This window comes from Mycobacterium sp. 050128, assembly GCF_036409155.1.
Taxonomy (GTDB): domain Bacteria; phylum Actinomycetota; class Actinomycetes; order Mycobacteriales; family Mycobacteriaceae; genus Mycobacterium.
Genome location: NZ_JAZGLW010000001.1, coordinates 3529744 through 3547239, shown reverse-complemented (window position 1 = coordinate 3547239; position 17496 = coordinate 3529744). Strand labels below are relative to the sequence as shown.

The window sequence follows — 17496 nt, the reverse complement described above, 5'->3', positions numbered from 1 at the left end:
CGACTGCTAACCTGAGCAGTCGCAATCGGGTGTGGGGCGCCCCCCGAGACGAACACGTGCAAACACCAAAAACGACGAAGGAAATTTCCGCGTGGCCAACATCAAGTCGCAGCAGAAGCGCATCAAGACCAACGAGAGCGCCCGACTGCGCAACAAGTCGGTGAAATCGTCGCTGCGCACCGCGGTGCGCGCATTCCGTGAGGCCGCCGAGGCCGGCGATAAGGACAAGGCCGCGGAGTTGCTGGTGTCGACCAACCGCAAGCTGGACAAGGCGGCCACCAAGGGCGTCATCCACAAGAACCAGGCCGCCAACAAGAAGTCGGCGCTGGCGCGGTCCCTCAACAAGATCTGAGCCCCGGGCCTATCGGCCCCGGTCGGCGACCAGCTCGGCCACCTTTCGGACGGCTGATTCCAGCGCGTAGTCGGCGTCCGCGGCGGCTCCCTTGACGTCGGCGTTGAGTTCGGCGACCACTTTCATCGCAGTTGCCACACTGTCGCGCGACCAGCGCCGGGCCTGCTTCTGAGCCTTCTGCACCCGCCAGGGCGGCATCCCCAGCTGCCCGGCCAGCCGGTACGGGTCGCCGGAGAGCGGACCGACCCGCCCGATGGTGTGGATGGCTTCGGCCAGTGCATCGGCCAGCACCACCAATGGCTCGCCGCGCATCATCGCCCACCGCAGTGCCTCGGCCGCGCCCGCGACATCGCCGGCCACGGCTTTGTCCGCGATATCGAACCCCTTCACCTCGGCCTTGCCGCTGTGATAGCGGCGCACCGCGGCCTCATCGACCTGTCCGCCGGTGTCGGCGACCAGCTGCGAACAGGCCGACGCGAGCTCGCGCACGTCGGATCCGACGGCGTCCAACAGGGCGGTGACCGTGTCCTCGTCGACCTTGACTCGCAGCGCGCGGAACTCCTTGCGGACGAAGTCGGTGCGTTCGCTCAACTTGGTGATCCGCGCACAGGGATGGACCTCGGCGCCCAGCGACTTCAGCTGGTCGGCCAGCGCCTTGGCACGCCCGCCACCCGAATGCACCACCACCAGCATCGTGGCCGGCGGCAGGTCGGCGGCCGCCGCGGCGATCATCGCGACCGCGTCCTTGCCCGCTTCGGCCGCGGCCTCCAGCACGACGACGCGTTCGTCGGCGAACAGCGACGGACTCAGCAGCTCGGCGAGCTCGAACGTACTGACGTCGCCGGCCCGCATGTGGTTGACGGGGATGTCGTCGGTGCCGGCGCGCTTGCGCGCCGCCCGCAGCACGTCCGCCACGGCCCGCTCGACCAGTAGTTCCTCGTCGCCCAGGACCAAGTGCAACGGCGATGCCTCACTCACCCCACGATGGTGTCACGAAGGGCCGACCAATCCGCTCGGGGATCCAGCAGCTCGGACGCCGACCAGGCCAGCACACATAGCACCGCGACCAGCCCGGCCACCCGGGTCGACGCGCGAAACCAGGGCCGTCGCCACAGCAGCACCGCGAGCGTGAGTAGCAGCGCGGTGGCACAGCAAACCAGCAGCACGCCGGCCAGGCCGTCGGGTACCGGCACGGTGGCCGCGGGCGCACCGGCCGCGATGTGCGCCACCTTCGACACCCACCACACCTCCGGGCCGGTGAAACGCATCAGCAGCTGTGCCCCCGGCAGCCAGAGCACGCACATGACGGCCGCCGCGCTGCCGAGCACGGTGATGAGCGCGATGACCGGCGCGGCGGCCAGATTGGCGGCGACGGCCACCACGCTGAACCGTCCCGAGATGCCGGCAACCAGGGGCGCGGTGACCAGCTGCGCCGCCACCGCGACCGCGAGCCCATCCGCGAGCGGTTTAGGGCAGCCCTTGGCCGCCAGGCGACGCGACCAGACCGGCGCGATGACCACCAGCGCGCCCGTCGCCAGCACCGACAGCGCGAAACCGGCGTCGACAGCGAGCTGGGGAGCGATGGCAAGCAATAGCAGCACCGTGGCCGACAGCGCCGGAATCGCTTGCCGCCGGCGTGCGGTCAGCGTCCCCGCCAGCGCGATGGCGCCCATCACCGCTGCCCGCAACACGCTGGCGGTCGGTTGGACGACGATCACGAACGCCACCAATGCCACACCGGCGAGCAGCACGGCCGCCCGCGGACCGAAGAGCCGGGCAGAGAACAGCACCGCGGCGCACACGATCGTGACGTTGGCTCCCGAGACGGCCGTCAGGTGCGTCATGCCGGCCGCCCGGAATTCGCGGCCGGTATCCGCGGTGAGCGCCGAGGTGTCGCCCAGGACCAGCGCCGGCAGCATCGCCGCCTGCGCGGCGGGCAGCACTTCGTGCGCGGTGGCGGCAAAGCGGTCGCGCACCACGTGCGCGGCCCGCTGCACCGCCCCCGCCCGGCCCGGGACGGGCCGGCCCGCCGCGTTGAGCACCGCGACGGTCAGGTCGTGGCGGGTGGGGCGGCTAATCCGCGCCGAGAACGCCAACGGTTGGCCCACCATCACGTCGAAGTCCGACGCCCGCGCGAAAACGATGACCCGCCCGGATATCTCGTCGTCGCGCAGCCGTTGCAGGGTGGCGCGAAACATCAGCCGGCCCGCGCCCAGCGCCAGCGCGCTCTCGCTGGGCGTCACCGTCACCGCGGCGACCGTCCCGAACGCCGCGGTGATCGGATGCCGAGCCACCGCGTCGGCGCGCAGTCCGATCGCGAACCCGAATCCCGCGCCGACCACTCCGATCGCCACCAGACCGGCCGTGACGGCCCGCAGCCGCCGGGGTCGGGCGGCCCGTCGCGCCGCATGCCAGGACAGCGTTGCGGCCGCGGCGACCAACGCGGCGCAGCACCAGGCCAGCACGCGGCCAACCGGCCACACGATGCCCGAGGCGGTGACGATCCAGCCGGTGAGTGCGGCGGGGACCAGCCGCACATCGAGGCGGGCGAGCTGCGACAGCGCCCGCGGCGCGTCAGACACGAACCAGGGCGCGCAGCTTGTCCAGCCGCGACGGCCCGATGCCGTCGACGTCGGCGAGCTGATCGACGTTGGTGAACTTGCCGTTGGCCTGCCGCCAGCTCACGATCGCGGCGGCGGTGACCGGCCCGACCCCGGGCAGGTCGTCCAGCTGCTGCACGGTCGCGGTATTCAGGTCGAGCACCTCGCCCGGCTTCGGCCGCGCGGATGCCTTGACCGACCCCGTCGGCGGCGGCGTCTTGGCGGACGGCGACGAGCCGGGCGTCACGGAGCTCCCCAGCGCGGTCGGCTGCCCGGACAGCGGTGCCAGCCCGACCACAATCTGCTCACCATCACCGAGCGGGCGGGCCATGTTCAAGCCGATGGTGTCGGCGCCGTCCATCGCACCGCCGGCGGCCTGCAACGCGTCGGCGATCCGCGCGCCCGGCGTCAACGTCACCAGGCCCGGCTTGTGCACCAGGCCCACCACGCTGACCACCACCGGCCGATCGGGACCAGGAGTCGCCGAGGACTTAGGGCTTGCCGTGGACGCCTTCTCGACCGGAGGCAGTTTTGCGGACATCACCGGCGCGGGATGGTCGCGGACCAGCGTGAATATCGTGATCAGGACGGCCAGGGCAGCGATCACAGCCAACGCGAGACCGCCCGCGCGGCCCGGATCGGAACGCAGCCGGGCCCGCCAGTTCCCACCGTCTGCTGCGTCGGGAAGCCAACGCGGCAGCAACGAGTTCTGATCCTCGTCCGGTTCGTCCTGGCCCGGCTGCTCGCCCTCCGAATCGATATCCGGGTCGGCCCCGAGGCGTCGGTGCAGCCGTTCGGCGGGAAGTTCTGTTCGCATGCGCCGACGGTAGGTGCGCCGACCGCCACCACGGTTGCGCCCGGCGCCGTCTCGACCGCTCGCTGTGGATTAACCGGAGGCTGTGCACAAGCACAGCGAGGGATGGGTCAAGATGGAACTCGGAGCGCACGACCGGACGGGGGCGCACATCCGTCGCAATAGCGGTCACCACGCTCAATCCAGGCAAAGGAGTCTGCATGCAACTGGCGCTGACGCCGGAGGAAGCCGCGTTCCGCGACGAGCTCCGCACCGTTTTCACGACCAAGATCCCGCAAGAGACACGCGACCGGGTACGCCAGGGCTCGGCGGAGGTGGTGCACGACGACGTGGTCACCAGCCACAAGATCCTGCACGAGCACGGTCTGGCGGTACCGAGCTGGCCGGTCGAGTGGGGCGGCAAGGACTGGACGCCGACCCAGCACCAGATCTGGGCCGACGAGATGCAGCTGGCGTGTGTCCCGGAGCCGCTGAACTTCAACACCAAGATGGTGGGCCCGGTGATCGCCGAATTCGGGTCTCAGGAGATCAAAGAGCGCTTCCTGCCGCCGACGGCCAGCCTCGACATCTGGTGGTGCCAGGGCTTTTCCGAACCCGAAGCCGGCTCCGACCTCGCGTCGCTGCGCACCACCGCGGTGCGCGACGGCGACAGCTACGTCGTCAACGGGCAGAAGACCTGGACCACGCTCGGCCAGTACGCCGACTGGATCTTCTGCCTGGTCCGCACCGACCCGCAGGCGCCCAAGCGCCAGGCCGGCATCTCGTTCCTGCTCTTCGACATGAAGACGCCGGGCATCACCGTACGGCCCATCAAGACGATCGACGGCGGCCACGAGGTCAACGAGTTGTTCTTCGAAGACGTCCGGGTGCCCGCCAATCAGCTTGTCGGAGAAGAGAATAAAGGCTGGACCTACGCGAAGTTCCTGCTGGGCAACGAGCGCACCGGCATCGCCGGCGTCGGGCGGACAAAAGTGCGCCTCGCCGAGGTGAAGAAGTTCGCCACCGAAACCGGCATCATCGCCGATCCGCTGTTCGCGGCCCGGTTGGCCGAGGCCGAAAACGAGCTGCTGGCACTGGAACTCACGCAGTCGCGAGTGGTGACGGATTCCGCGGACGGCCAGCCTAACCCGGCGTCGTCGGTGCTCAAGCTGCGCGGCAGTCAGTTGCAGCAGACCGCCACCGAGCTCCTTGTCGAGGTCGCCGGCCCGGACGCGCTGCCCGCCGACGGGGACGGCATCGCGTCTCCGGACTGGGCGCAACACAGTGCGCCGCGCTACCTCAACTACCGCAAGACGACGATCTATGGCGGCAGTAGCGAGGTACAGCGCAACATCATCGCGTCCACCATTCTGGGATTGTGAGGCAGCCATGGACTTTCAGTTGACCGACGAGCAGGGCCTGCTGCGCGACACGACCCGCGAGCTGCTGTCCCGCAGCTACGACCCGGAGAGCCGCATCAAGGTGATCGGCTCTGATCTCGGTTGGAGCCGCGAGGTGTGGAGTCAGCTTGCCGACACCGGGATCCTCGGCCTGGGCTTCGACCCGGACGAGGCCGGCCAGATCGAGATCATGGTCGTGCTCACCGAGGCCGGGCGCCGGTTGGCCCCCGAACCGATCCTGCACGCCGCGCTGGCGCCGGGTGCGCTGATCGCGGAGCTGGGCACCGACGCGCAGAAAGAGCAACTCGACGACGTCGCGGCGGGCCAACGGCTGCTGGCCTTCGCCCACCTGGAGCCGGGGCATCGCAAGCCGACCACAACGGTCACGACTCAGGCTGCGCGGCAAGGTGATTCGTGGACGTTGACCGGCCGCAAGAACCCGGTTCTTGCCGGTGACTGCGCCGATGCCTTGGTGGTCAGCGCCGCATTGCCGGACGGCGGCACCGGCCTGTTCCTGGTCGACGCCGGCTCCGACAACACCTCTGTCACCCGTCATCGGTTCCGGACCTTCGACGGTCAACGCGGCGCGCAACTCGATTTGGACGGCGCGGCCGCCGAGCCGTTGGGCGATGCGGTCGACGCGTCGGGTGCCATCAGCGGTGCCCTCGTTCGCATCCAGTCGGCGCTGTGCGCCGAGGCGGTCGGGGCGATGGAGGAAGCGCTGCGGCTGACCACCGATTACCTCAAGACCCGCAAGCAGTTCGGCGTCACGCTCAACAAGTTCCAGACGCTTACGCAGCGAGCCGCCGACATGTACGTCTCGCTCGAGATGGCACGCAGTATGAGCCTGTACGCGGCGATGTCGATCGCCGACGGCAACCTCGACCCGCTGGTCGCGTCGCGGGCCAAGGTGCAGATCGGCCGGTCGGGCCGGCACATCGCGCAGGAGTCGATCCAGATGCACGGTGGAATCGGGGTGACCGCCGAATATCCGGTGAGCCACTACGCCGCTCGGCTCACCGCCATCGAGCACACCCTGGGCACCTCGGGCGATCACGTGCACAACCTGATCGACCACCTCGGCGAGTACGACCTAGCCCGGCTCTAGTGATGGCGCAGCTGTCCGACTGAGTGGGCGTAACTCCTCGGCCGGCGAACTGGTGGTGCGGGTTCGGCCGGTCACGGTCGTCGACGGACTCGATGTCGGCGACTGACCCGCGCCGCGCAGCCCCGGGCGCTGACTCAACTCGCCTCCGGCACCACGACCGATTCCGCGTCGGGCAGCTGAGCCACCAGGTACTCGGCGAGCCCGCCGATGGTCGGATAGTCGAAAACCGCGGTGGCGTTAATCGTGAACTTGCCGCCGAACTGACTGTGCAATCGGTTGCGCAGTTCTATCGCCATCAGCGAATCCGTGCCCAGGTCCAGGAACCGACTGCTCGCCGCCGGCGGCTGCGCAAGCCGCAGGAAGTGTTGCACCTCGCGTTGCAGGAACTCGGTCACGAAGGCCGCGCGCTGCGGCACGGGTATCTCCATCAGCTGCTTGAGCAGCTCACTGTCACCGATGACTTCCCCGACGGCACTGGGCAATACGAGGTCGAGAATCGGTGGACGCGAACTGCCCAGCACCTTCGCGGCACGCTGCCAGTTGGCTTTGAGGACGGTGGCCTGGCCGGTACCGTTCGCGACGACCTCGGCCAGCGCGCCCAGCGCCGCCGAGGGCTCCAGCGGAATCAGGCCTTGCGCAGTGATATTCGCGATTGCGGCCTCCGATGAGGCCATGCCGCCCTGGGCCCAGGGCCCGAAGTTGACACCCGTGGCGGGCAGGCCTTGCGCCCTTCGTTGCGCGACCAGACCGTCGAGCAACGCGTTGGCCGTCGCGTAGTTGGACTGACCGGGCGACCCGAACAAACTGGACACCGAGGAGGACACGATGAAGAAGTCCAGCTCGTCGTCCTTCGTCAGCCTGTCCAAGTGGCAGGCACCGAACGCCTTGGGCGCCAATGTCGTCCGGAATCGCTCTAGGCTCTGCGCAGACAGCAGCGCGTCGTCGAGCACCCCGGCCAGATGCACTACACCCGCGAGCGGCGGCAGTTCCGCGCGGATTTGCTCCAGCAGCTTCTCAACCTCGGACTCGTCGCTGACGTCGGCCGCGAAGACGTGGACGCGGCATTTGAAGCGCTCGGTGATCTCCTCGATTGCGCGTTGTACGTCCGCATCGGGTTCGCGTCGGCTGGTCAACACGATGTCACCGGCACCGAGTTGGGCCAGATACGACGCCGTGTGCAGGCCGATCGCTCCGAGTCCGCCGGTGATCAAGTAGCTCCGATCCGAACGTGGCTGAAGCGGAATCGGCATCTGCACCACGATCTTTCCGATGTGCCGGGCCTGCTGCATGCGCCGGAACGCGGCCCTCGCCTCGGTGAGCGGGTAGATCTCGGCGGGCAGTGGCGCCCATTCACCCTTGCCCAGTCCCTCCGAAACCTCGGTCAACAAGCCACGAATACGCTCGGGCTCCTGGAAGGTCACCGTGTCCAGCGCCACGATCTCGTAGGCGATGTCGGGGCGGACCTCCGCCATCTGCTCGGGTGTCCAGATGTCGCGCTTGGCGATCTCGGCGAACCGGCCATTCTGGGCGGTTGCCCGCACGGTCGCCTCGAGGAATCCTTCGTTCGTCAAGCTGTTGAGCACCACGTCGACACCGGCACCGTCGGTGTCCGCGAGGATCTGGTCGGCGAAATCCGTAGTGCGCGAGTCGTACACGTACTCCACACCCAGCTTGCGCAGCGTCGCGCGCTTGTAGGTGCTGGCGGTGGCGAAGACCGTGGCACCGCACTGCTGTGCCAGCTGGATCGCGGCCAGGCCGACGCCACCACTGGCGGCGTGGATGAGCACCCGATCGCCGGGCTGCACCTGCGCCCAGTCGAACGCGAGCCGGACCGTCAATGCCGCAGCGGGAATGGTCGCCGCGGCCACCGCCCCCACTCCGTCTGGAATCGGCGCCAGCAACTGGGCCGGCACATTGAACCGGCTGGCGAACGCGCCCTGCATGAAGCCGTAGACACGCTGGCCCAGCTCGAGTCCGATGACGCCGCTGCCCAATTGGGTGACGGTTCCGGCGAAGTCGCCACCGATCGGTCCCGGATCTCCGGGGTAGAGGCCGAGGACGTTGAGCACATCCCGGAAGTTGAGGCCGGCGGCCTCCACCCGAACTTGCACATAGCCCTCGTCCGGCGCCGGGACCTCCGCCTCGGTCAGCCGCAGGTTGTCGATTGCGCCGCGTTCGGTGGGCGCCAGGACGTAGTCGGACGAGCGAGGCACCGTGAGATGACCGCTGCGCGACCATGGCAACAACCGAGAGACCAGCAGCTTCCCTTGTCGCAAAGCGAGCTCATGCTCCTCGAGGGACGAGCCCGGTGTGGCCAACAGACCGGCCAACGCTTGCACGGCTTCCTCGGATCCGTCACAGTCGACGAGCTTGCAGCGCAGAGCCGGTTCCTCGTTGATCGTGGTGCGCCCGAAGCCCCACAGCGCCGCCTGCACCGGATCAACCGGCTCGCCGGATTCGGTGGCCACGCCCCGTTCGGTCGTGATCCACAGTCCGCCGGGCAGTTTCACCTCGCCGCGTTGCACGGTGTGCACGGCGCTGAGCAGGTGGGCGATCTCGGTCTCGACCCGCGCGGCGCCGTCGGTGCTCGACTCCGTCCCATTCGGGCCGGCGCTGCGCCAGACAACGCCCGCGAACGGCAGACCACGCTCTTGGGCCTGTGCCAACAGCTCACCCAACAGCTCCGGATCGGTATTGCGGTCGAAGCGGATGCAGCCCGCAACATTGGTCGCCAGTTCGTCGAATCCGGCGATCAGCCAGGTGCCGCTGACGCCGCTGGCATCGTCGCTCGATGCCGGCAGCGGTACCTCGTGCCAGCCGAGGGTGTACAGCAGCCGGGTGGCATCGCCGCCGAGGCCGCGCAGCAAGGCCTCCCGCGGTGCCCGTTTGACCGTGAACTCGCGAATTCCGCCCAGGTGCCGGCCATCTCGATCGAGGTACTCGAGATCGAATACCTGGGTTTCGCTGTCCAGCGCGCTGGCGTGCCACTTCGCCCGGCAGTAGAACCGCCGCGGCATCTTCTCCCGCAGCGTCACCTGCCCATACCGCAGCGGCAGGAACAGATCGTTGACACCCTGTTCGGCCGCGAGAAGTGCCGGGAACGCCGGGAAAGCGACGCCGGTGCACAGGTCCATCAGCACCGGGTGCATCGGCTCGGCGCCGAGTTGCTCGGCGAGCTCTTCGCCGACGACGATGTCGCCGATCGCCTCGCCCTCACCGAGCCACAGCGACTTCAGCGAACCGGACCAGGTCGGGCCCCAGGCCAATTCCAGGTCGGCGAAGGTCTCGAACAACTCTTGTGGCCGCATCCGGTTCAGCCGCTCGAGCGCTTCGTCGACCGGATCGTCTTCGGATTCCGGCTCACCGTCGGCGCCGGCGATCACAGTGCCTTCGGCGTTCAACGACCATTCGGCGCCGCGTTCACCGTACGATCGGCTGTGGACCTGGAATTTCCACCCGTCGCCGTCCTCCTGCGGGTGCAATGTCAGCTGGACCTCACGAGAGCTCTTCTCGGGCAAGATGATCGGCTCGTAGAAGAAGACGTCCTTCGCCCGGGCCGGGGTACCGACCGCGGCCAAGGCCATCGCGGCATACGTCGCCCCGGGGACGACGACGGTGCCGTAGATGACGTGGTCGCAAAGCCACGGCTGAGATTTGACCGACAATCTGCTGGTGTAGACGGAGTCTCCGGAGGCGAGATCTTTTGCACTGCCCAGGATTCCGGACACCGCCGGTCCGTCGATGGCGATTCCGGACGACTTGGGCCAGAACCGGCGGCGCTGGAACGGATAGGTGGGCAGCTCGAGTCGGCGACCGGTCTGACGATGCAGCGCAGCGAAATCGGGTAGGTGCCCGCCGATGTACGCCGCGGCCAGCGCGTCAGCGATCTGGCGCCGATCACCCACGCCCTTACGCAGCGAGACGATCGCGCGCGGGGCCGCCAGGTGCTCCGGCCAGACCTGCACCGCAGCCGCGGTCAACACCGGTTGCGGGCCGATCTCCATCACCACCGAGCAGCCGAGCGCCGCCACGGTGCGCACACTTTCGGCGAACTGCACCGGCTGGCGGGAATGCCGCCGCCAGTACTGGGCATCGAGCGGGGTCTGGGCCGTGAGCACGGCGCCCGTGCGGTTGCACACCAACGGCAACGTCGGCGCTGCGAACTCCAATTGTGCTGCGTACAACTCGAATTCGTCGAGCACGGGATCCAGCAGTTCGGAGTGGAAGGCGTGGCTGGTGTCGAGCCAAGTGCAGCGGACCCCCTCGTCACCGAACTTGGCGACGATCTGTTCGAGGTCGTCGCCCGGACCCGAGAGCACCGTGTTGGGTCCGTTGTAGGCGCCGACCGACACGCGCGGGAACTCACTGGCGATTTGCTCGACCTGTTTGGCGTCGGTGAACACCGCCACCATTCGCCCGCCTTCGGGCAGGCTGCCGAACATCCGGCCGCGCTCGGCCATCAGCCGAGCACCGTCCTCGAGGCTGAATACGCCGGCCACACAGGCCGCCGCATACTGGCCCACGCTATGCCCCAGCACCACGTCGGGCTCGATGCCCCACGACTGCCACAGCCGCGCCAGGCCCATCTCGATGGCGAACAGTGCCGGCTGGGCAAACGATGTGTGTCGCACCGCTTCTCCGAGTTCCCGGTCGGTGGCGAACAACACCTCCAGCAACGGCCGCGGCAGCATGTCCTTGACCGCGTCCGCACAGCGTGTCACGGTGTCGGCGAAAACCGGTTCGGTGTCGAATAATTCACGTGCCATGCCGGGATACTGGCTGCCTTGCCCGGTGAACAACCACGCCGTCGTCGGGTGGTGGGTGTGCTCACCCCGGACCACGCCGGGCCGCAGGCGGTTCTCGGCCAGTTCGGCAAGGCCCGCACGCGCGGCCTCGACCGAATCGACGACCAGCGCGGCGCGGTGCTCGAAATGCGAACGGCCCGTGCCTGCGGTACGGCACACGTCGGCGAGGTCCACATCCGGGTGTGCGCTCAGCCAGGCCTCGTAGCGTTGCGCCAATGCCACCAGCGCTTCCGGTGATCGGGCGGACAGCGCGAGCACATTGACCTCGCTGGTGTCGACGGCCGCGACATCGTCCGCCGAGTCCGACGGATCTGAGGCGGGCGATCCCGTGCGGGCGGGCGCCTCCTCGATCAGTACGTGTGCGTTGGTGCCGGTGAACCCGAAGGAGCTCACCCCGGCGCGCCGCGGTCTGCCGTTGGCCTGCCAAGGGGTCGACTCGCCCACCACCCGCACCGGCAGCGAGTCCCACGGGATATGCGGCGACGGTGTGTCGAAATGCAGGCTCTGCGGCAGTAATTCGTGCTGAAGCGACAACACGACCTTGATCAGACCCGCCGCGCCCGATGCCGACTCGGTGTGTCCGATGTTGGTCTTCACCGATCCCATCAGCAATGGCCGGTCCGCGGTACGCGACCCTCCGTACGCGGCCGCGGCCGCCTGCACCTCGATCGGATCACCCAACGGGGTACCGGTTCCGTGCGCCTCGAGGTAGTCGACGTCCCCGCCCGCCAGACCGGCGCGGCTCAGCGCCGCTCCGATGAGTCGTTGCTGCGCACCACCATTGGGCACCGTCAGACCACTCGAGGCACCATCCTGATTGACCGCGCTGCCCGCAATGACGGCGAGGACCCGATCGCCGTCGCGCTCCGCATCGCTCAGCCTCTTGAGCACCAGAATTCCGCAGCCTTCGCTACGCACGTAACCGTCGGCCGAGGCGTCGAAGGTCTTGCATCGGCCAACCGGCGACAGCATCCGGGCGCGCGAGGCCGCAATGACGGTCACCGGAGACAGCAGCACGTTCACCCCGCCGGCCAACGCGAGGTCGCAGTCACCGGAATGCAATGCCTGGCACGCCTGATGGACGGCCACCAGGGCCGAACTGCACGCGGTATCGATTGCCACCGCCGGCCCTTCGAGCCCGAGCGCGAAGGCGACCCGACCGGAAATGGCATTGAGCGCATTCCCGGTGATGAAGTAGGGCTCGATCTTGTCGATCGGCTCCGCGGACAGCAGGTGCGCATACTCGTTGGCGGCCACCCCTGCGAAGATGCCGGTTCGGCTGCCGCGCAGCGCACCCGGCGAGTACCCGGCGCGTTCCAGCCCCTCCCATGCGGTTTCGAGCATCAGCCGCTGCTGCGGCTCGATCCACACCGCCTCGCGCGGCGAGATGCCGAAGAATTCCGGATCGAATCCGTCGATCCCGTCCAGGAATCCGCCGAAGCGTGTGTAGGTCTTGCCCGGCGCCTCGGGGTCCGGGTCATAGAACTCGTCGATGTCGAAGCGGTCCTCCGGGACTTCCCGGATCGCATCGACACCGCCGGACAGCAGCTCCCAGAAGGCTTCCGGGTCGGGCGCGCCGGGGAATCGGCACGACACCGCGACGATCGCGATCGGTTCGTCGGTGCGCGTCGTCGCCGCTGCCGCCGGCTGAGGCGCCGCCGCCGGCGCGCTGAGCTCGAGCACATCGCCGAGCAGGTAGTCGGCCACGTCGGACAGCCGCGGGTAATCCATCACCAAGGTGATGGGGATCTCCCGGCCCACTCCGTGCTCGATGCGGCGCCGCAATTCCACGGCCATCAGTGAGTCCATGCCGAGGTCGAAGAAACCCGCGTCCTCGCGGATCTCCGCGACATCGACCCGCGTCACCTCGGCGACCGCGTCACGCAGGTAATCGGTAAGCAGCCGCTTACGTTGCTGCAGTGGGGCGTTGGTGAGTTGCTCGACGAGTTGGGTCTTGCCCGACGGCGTCACGGGCGGCACCGCGTCGGGTACCTCGCGCTCCAATTCCGTCAGGAACGCCCGTCGCCCGGCCTGCTCATAGAGCGGCAGGAAGCGGGCCCAGTCGATCCGGGCCACCACGCCCTGCGCCGACGACGACGCCGCGGCATCGGCCAGCCCCGCAAGCGCATCGGCGGGTGACAGCGCCCGGATTCCGCGCTGATCCAGTCGCGCTCGGGACTCCGCGTCGGCCATACCCGCCGACCAGGGACCGAAGTTGACGCTTGTCGCCCAGACGCCTCGTTCGCGCAGGCGCCAGGCCATCCCGTCGAGGAACGCGTTGGCCGCGCCGTAGGCGCTCTGACCGTATCCGCCCCATACCGACGCGATCGACGACGTGCTGAGGAAGAAGTCGAGCCGCAGGTCAGCCGCTGCCTCGCTCAGATACCAAGCACCCCAGACCTTCCCGGCGAAGACACGATCGACTTCGGCGTCATCGAGGTTGCTCAGCGGGGTGGTGCCGATCTCGCCGGCGGCGTGGACGATACCGGCCAACGGCGGCTGCACGCCGGCCAACAGCCGGGCGACGTCGTGCGCGTCGGCGACATCGGCGGCGACGGCTCGGATCTCGCAGCCATGCTGCGCGGCCAGTGCGTCGATGCGCTTTTGGACGTCTTCGCCGGGCGAACGGCGGCTGGTCAAGACGAGATGCTTGGCGCCGTGGGCGGCCAGGTAGCCGGCGATCTCCAATCCGATCGAACCCAGCCCGCCTGTCACCAAATACGTTGCCTCGGTGCGTATTTCCAGCGAAGTTCCGCTCGGCTGCCCCTCCCGTCGAACCAGCCGCGGCACGTAGACGGTTTGATCACGCAGCGCCACTTGGTCTTCGCGCGACGCCGAGTCGTGCGCAGCGGAGATGTGGCCGATGAAGCGAGCCCACTCGTCGGCGGTGCCCTCCGCCAGATCCGCCAGTCCGCCCCATAGCTGCGGATGTTCCAGCGACGCCGCTCGCCCGAACCCCCACAGCGAGCTCTGCTCCGGCGCCACGGTGTCGCCGTCGGTGACCCGCTGCGCGCCACGGGTTACCAGCCAGATGGGGGCGCGCAGGTCGGCAGTGACCGCGGCGCGGAAAAGCCGCCGCGTTCCGCCCAGGATCCGGTGTTGCATCCGCAACAGTGACTGCATCGACGGCACGGTCTGCAAACCCAGATCCGCGTCCACCGCCGCAACGTTCACAATGCGCAGCGGCGAATGCTGCTCCGCCGCAGTGCGCAACGTATCGGCAAGCTGTTCCTCGTCGGCGTCGGATGTCGGCAATCCGAGGAACCGGTGCTGCTGTCCGCGTGCGATGAGTTCGTCGACCAACGGCGCAAGCGCCGGGCAATCCTCGCCGATCAGAAGCCAGCTGGCTCCCTCGGCGCCTTGCGCGCGGGAAGGCGCAACGGGTGCTTTCTCCCAGCGGATCTCGTAACGGTCGTCGGCGATGGACTGGGTGGTCCGTTCTTGGTTGTGTTGTGCCGCAAGCTTGGTCAGCACACGCAGGGCTTGATTATCGTCGCTGTCGGCGTCGAGCAGCGCCGCGAGCTGCTCGATCCGGCCCTCCTCGAGGAGTCGGACGGCTTCGGTACGCCGTACGTCGGGCTGCTGTTGTGGATCGGGACGGTCCCGGTCGTCCCGGAACCAGTATTGGCGACGCTCGAATGGATAGGTGGGCAGGTCCAGTTTGCGCGCGTGCGCCCGCCGGAAGGCGGCGAATTCGGGCAGGTGGCCCAAAACATACGCTTCGGCAACGGCTTCGGTGATCTGTCGGTGGTCGGCGGTGTTGCGCCGCAGCGATGCGATGGCCCGCGGCGCGGTGGCCGGGTCGGGCCAGGAGCTCAGCGCTGCAGCGGTGAGCACCGGTCGTGGGCCGACCTCGAGCAACACCTTGCAGTTGAGGCCGGCGAGGGTGTGCACGCTCTTGGCGAATTGCACCGGTTGGCGTGCGTGCCGGCGCCAGTAGGCACCGTCGAGCTTCACGCTGCGGCCGAGCGCGGCGCCGGTGCGGTTGTCAATCACAATCCGTTGTGGTGCACCGTAATTGAACCGATCCGCAATCGACTCGAATTCGTCCAGAATCGGGTCCAGCAGGGCCGAGTGAAACGCGTGGCTGGTGTCCAGCCAGTCGCACCGGACACCGTCGGCCGCCAGTCCCGCGACCGCGGGCTCCAGATCCCCTGCGGGCCCGGACAATACGGTGTTCGCACCGTTGTAGGCGGCGACCGACAGGCTCGGGAACTCGTTGGCCAGGTTCTCGACACGCTCGGCGGCGGTGAACACCGCGACCATCCGGCCGCCGGCGGGCAAGCTTGCGAAGAGGCGGCCGCGTTCGGCCATCAGCACCGCGCCATCCTCGAGACCGACCACGCCCGCGACGCAGGCCGCCGAATACTGGCCGACGCTGTGACCCAGCACGACGTCCGGCTCGAAGCCCCACGACTGCCAAAGGCGGGCCAGGCCCATCTCCACCGCGAACAAGGCGGGCTGTGCGTAAGAGGTCTGCCGCAGCATCGCTTCGCTATCGGGGCCGTCGATATCGAAAACAAGTTCCAACAACGGCTTTTCGAGAATCGAAGCGACAGCGGCCGCGCAGCGTTTCAGCGTCTCGGCGAACACCGGCTCGGTGTCGAACAACTCCCGGGCCATGCCGGGGTATTGGCTGCCTTGACCAGTGAACAGCCATGCCGTCTTCGGGGTGTCATGGGATTCGCCGCGGAACAAACCGGGCGCCGGGCGGTCGTCGGCGAGTGCGCCGAGTAGCTCGATCGCGGATTCTCGCGAATTGACCACCAACGCGGCGCGGTGCTCCAGGTGTGCTCGCCCGGTGCCCGCGGTCAAGCACACGTCGGCCAGGGTGGCCTCCGGGTGCGTGCTCAACCAGCTGCGGTATTCGCCGGCGAGCCGCACCAGCGCGGCGGGCGTTCGGGCCGAGAGCGGAAGAAGGCTGAACCGTCGGTCCCCGGGCTGCTCGACCGGAACCGGTGCGGCGAGGGGTTGTGCCGCGGGCACGGGGGCTTCGGAGAGAATGACGTGAGCGTTTGTCCCCGCGAATCCAAATGAGCTGACCCCGGCGATGCGCGGCCGACCGTTGCGCTGCCAGGCGGTGGCCTCGTTGACCACCTGCACCGCAAGCCGGTCCCAGGGAATGTGCGGCGACGGGTTCTCAAAGTGGAGGTGCTGTGGCAGTAGCTCGTTCTCAAGCGAGAGAATGACTTTGATCACACCCGCGATGCCCGCGGCCGCTTCCAGGTGTCCGATGTTCGTCTTCACCGAGCCCATCAGCAGCGGTTGGCCGGGTTCGCGGCCGGCACCGAGCACCGCACCGGCGGCCTGGGCCTCGATGGGGTCGCCCAACGATGTCCCGGTCCCATGTGCTTCCAAGTACCCGACGTCACGGGGTTCGAGGCCGGCGCGCTTCAGCGCCTCGGCGATGACCCGCTGCTGGGCAACGCCGTTCGGCACCGTCAGTCCACCCGATGCGCCGTCCTGGTTGATCGCGCTGCCGCGGATCACGGCCCGAATCCGGTCGCCGTCGCGAATCGCGTCGCCCAGGCGCTTGATCACGATGACGCCGCATCCCTCGCCACGCACATAGCCGTCGGCGGCCGCGTCAAATGTCTTGCACCGGCCGTCCGGCGCGAGCATGTGAGCGCTGGAGAACGTGATCATCGTTGCCGGAGTGAGCAGGACGTTCGCTCCCCCGGCCAGTGCGAGGTCGCATTCTTTGAGGCGCAGCGCTTGGCACGCCTGATGTATTGCCACCAGCGACGAGCTGCACGCCGTGTCGACGGCGACCGCGGGACCCTGCAGCCCCAGCCGATAGCTGATCCGGCCCGCCGCAGCGGCATTCGACGTACCGATGGCCATGTAGGCCTCGATCTCGGGGTAAGTCAGCTCGTCGGACGCCATTCCGAGGTAGTCGTGGGTGGCCAGACCGACGAAGACGCCAGTGTTGCTGTTTGCCAGGGCTGTTGGCGCGGTGCCCGAATGCTCCACCGCACGCCATGCCGTCTCCAGCAAGATCCGGTGCTGCGGGTCCATCAATCTGACCTCGCGCGTCGACATACCGAAAAACGGCGCGTCGAAGCCCGTCACGTCATCGACGAATCCCGCGCGACGGGTCACGACCTTGCCTGGTGCGCCGGGTTCCGGGTCGTAGAATTCGTCGACGTCCCAGCGGTCCCGCGGCACCTCGGATATCGCATCCCGGCCTTGCCGCAACACATCCCAGAACTCATCCGCATCCGCGGCACCCGGAAAACGAGCGGCGTAGCCGACGATCGCAAAACCCGAAGCCGGCTCGTCCAGCTCTTCGACGGATGCCATTTCCTTGACCTCCCCTGCGTTGGCGGATGAAGACTAAATCCCCACGAGCGGCCCGGATGCGCTTCAGAGTCATTTCCGAAGGCCAGCACTGCAATTGCAGCACCCGCACCGCGCAACGACAGCCACTGTGTCCGC

General features: G+C 68.2%; 7 protein-coding genes. 3 read left to right on the top strand and 4 right to left on the bottom strand.

Features of this window, described 5'->3' with window-relative positions:
- The first annotated feature begins 91 nt into the window (after positions 1-91).
- Positions 92-352 (top strand): 30S ribosomal protein S20, encoded by a 261-nt coding sequence (gene rpsT / locus SKC41_RS16945; protein WP_330978625.1) that lies wholly within the window; start codon positions 92-94, stop codon positions 350-352.
- 9 nt (positions 353-361) lie between these two features.
- Here rpsT and holA read toward each other — a convergent pair whose 3' ends face one another.
- From holA to SKC41_RS16930, 3 genes are read right to left on the bottom strand one after another with little or no spacing between them, the layout of a single operon-like run.
- The gene (gene holA / locus SKC41_RS16940) at positions 362-1312 is read right to left on the bottom strand and encodes a DNA polymerase III subunit delta (protein ID WP_330978934.1); all 951 of its coding nucleotides are present in this window, start codon (positions 1310-1312) and stop codon (positions 362-364) included.
- A 14-nt stretch (positions 1313-1326) separates the two neighbouring features.
- A complete protein-coding gene (locus tag SKC41_RS16935; RefSeq protein WP_330978624.1) occupies positions 1327-2934 on the bottom strand; it encodes a ComEC/Rec2 family competence protein in 1608 nt (535 codons plus the stop codon).
- A complete protein-coding gene (locus SKC41_RS16930) occupies positions 2927-3769 on the bottom strand; it encodes a ComEA family DNA-binding protein (RefSeq protein ID WP_330978623.1) in 843 nt (280 codons plus the stop codon). The genes SKC41_RS16935 and SKC41_RS16930 overlap by 8 nt, the downstream gene beginning before the upstream one ends.
- Positions 3770-3966: 197 nt before the next feature.
- Here SKC41_RS16930 and SKC41_RS16925 point away from each other — a divergent pair, with 197 nt between their 5' ends.
- Both SKC41_RS16925 and SKC41_RS16920 read left to right on the top strand, forming a co-directional pair.
- On the top strand, positions 3967-5127 hold the full coding sequence (locus SKC41_RS16925) for an acyl-CoA dehydrogenase family protein (protein WP_330978622.1): 1161 nt from the start codon (positions 3967-3969) through the stop codon (positions 5125-5127).
- A gap of 7 nt (positions 5128-5134) precedes the next feature.
- On the top strand, positions 5135-6253 hold the full coding sequence (locus SKC41_RS16920; protein ID WP_330978621.1) for an acyl-CoA dehydrogenase family protein: 1119 nt from the start codon (positions 5135-5137) through the stop codon (positions 6251-6253).
- Positions 6254-6387: 134 nt separating this feature from the next.
- Here SKC41_RS16920 and SKC41_RS16915 read toward each other — a convergent pair whose 3' ends face one another.
- Positions 6388-17361 carry a type I polyketide synthase gene (locus SKC41_RS16915; protein WP_442931634.1) on the bottom strand — a complete coding sequence of 3658 codons (10974 nt, stop codon included), beginning with the start codon at positions 17359-17361 and terminating at the stop codon, positions 6388-6390.
- Between the last annotated feature and the right edge of the window lie 135 nt (positions 17362-17496).

Bases quoted from the DNA above. Each gene is read 5' to 3' on its own strand.
- SKC41_RS16930 (WP_330978623.1), bottom strand. From the start codon at position 3,769: ATGCGAACAGAACTTCCCGCCGAACGGCTGCACCGACGCCTCGGGGCC.
- SKC41_RS16925 (WP_330978622.1), top strand. From the start codon at position 3,967: ATGCAACTGGCGCTGACGCCGGAGGAAGCCGCGTTCCGCGACGAGCTC.
- SKC41_RS16920 (WP_330978621.1), top strand. From the start codon at position 5,135: ATGGACTTTCAGTTGACCGACGAGCAGGGCCTGCTGCGCGACACGACC.
- SKC41_RS16915 (WP_442931634.1), bottom strand. From the start codon at position 17,361: ATGGCATCCGTCGAAGAGCTGGACGAGCCGGCTTCGGGTTTTGCGATC.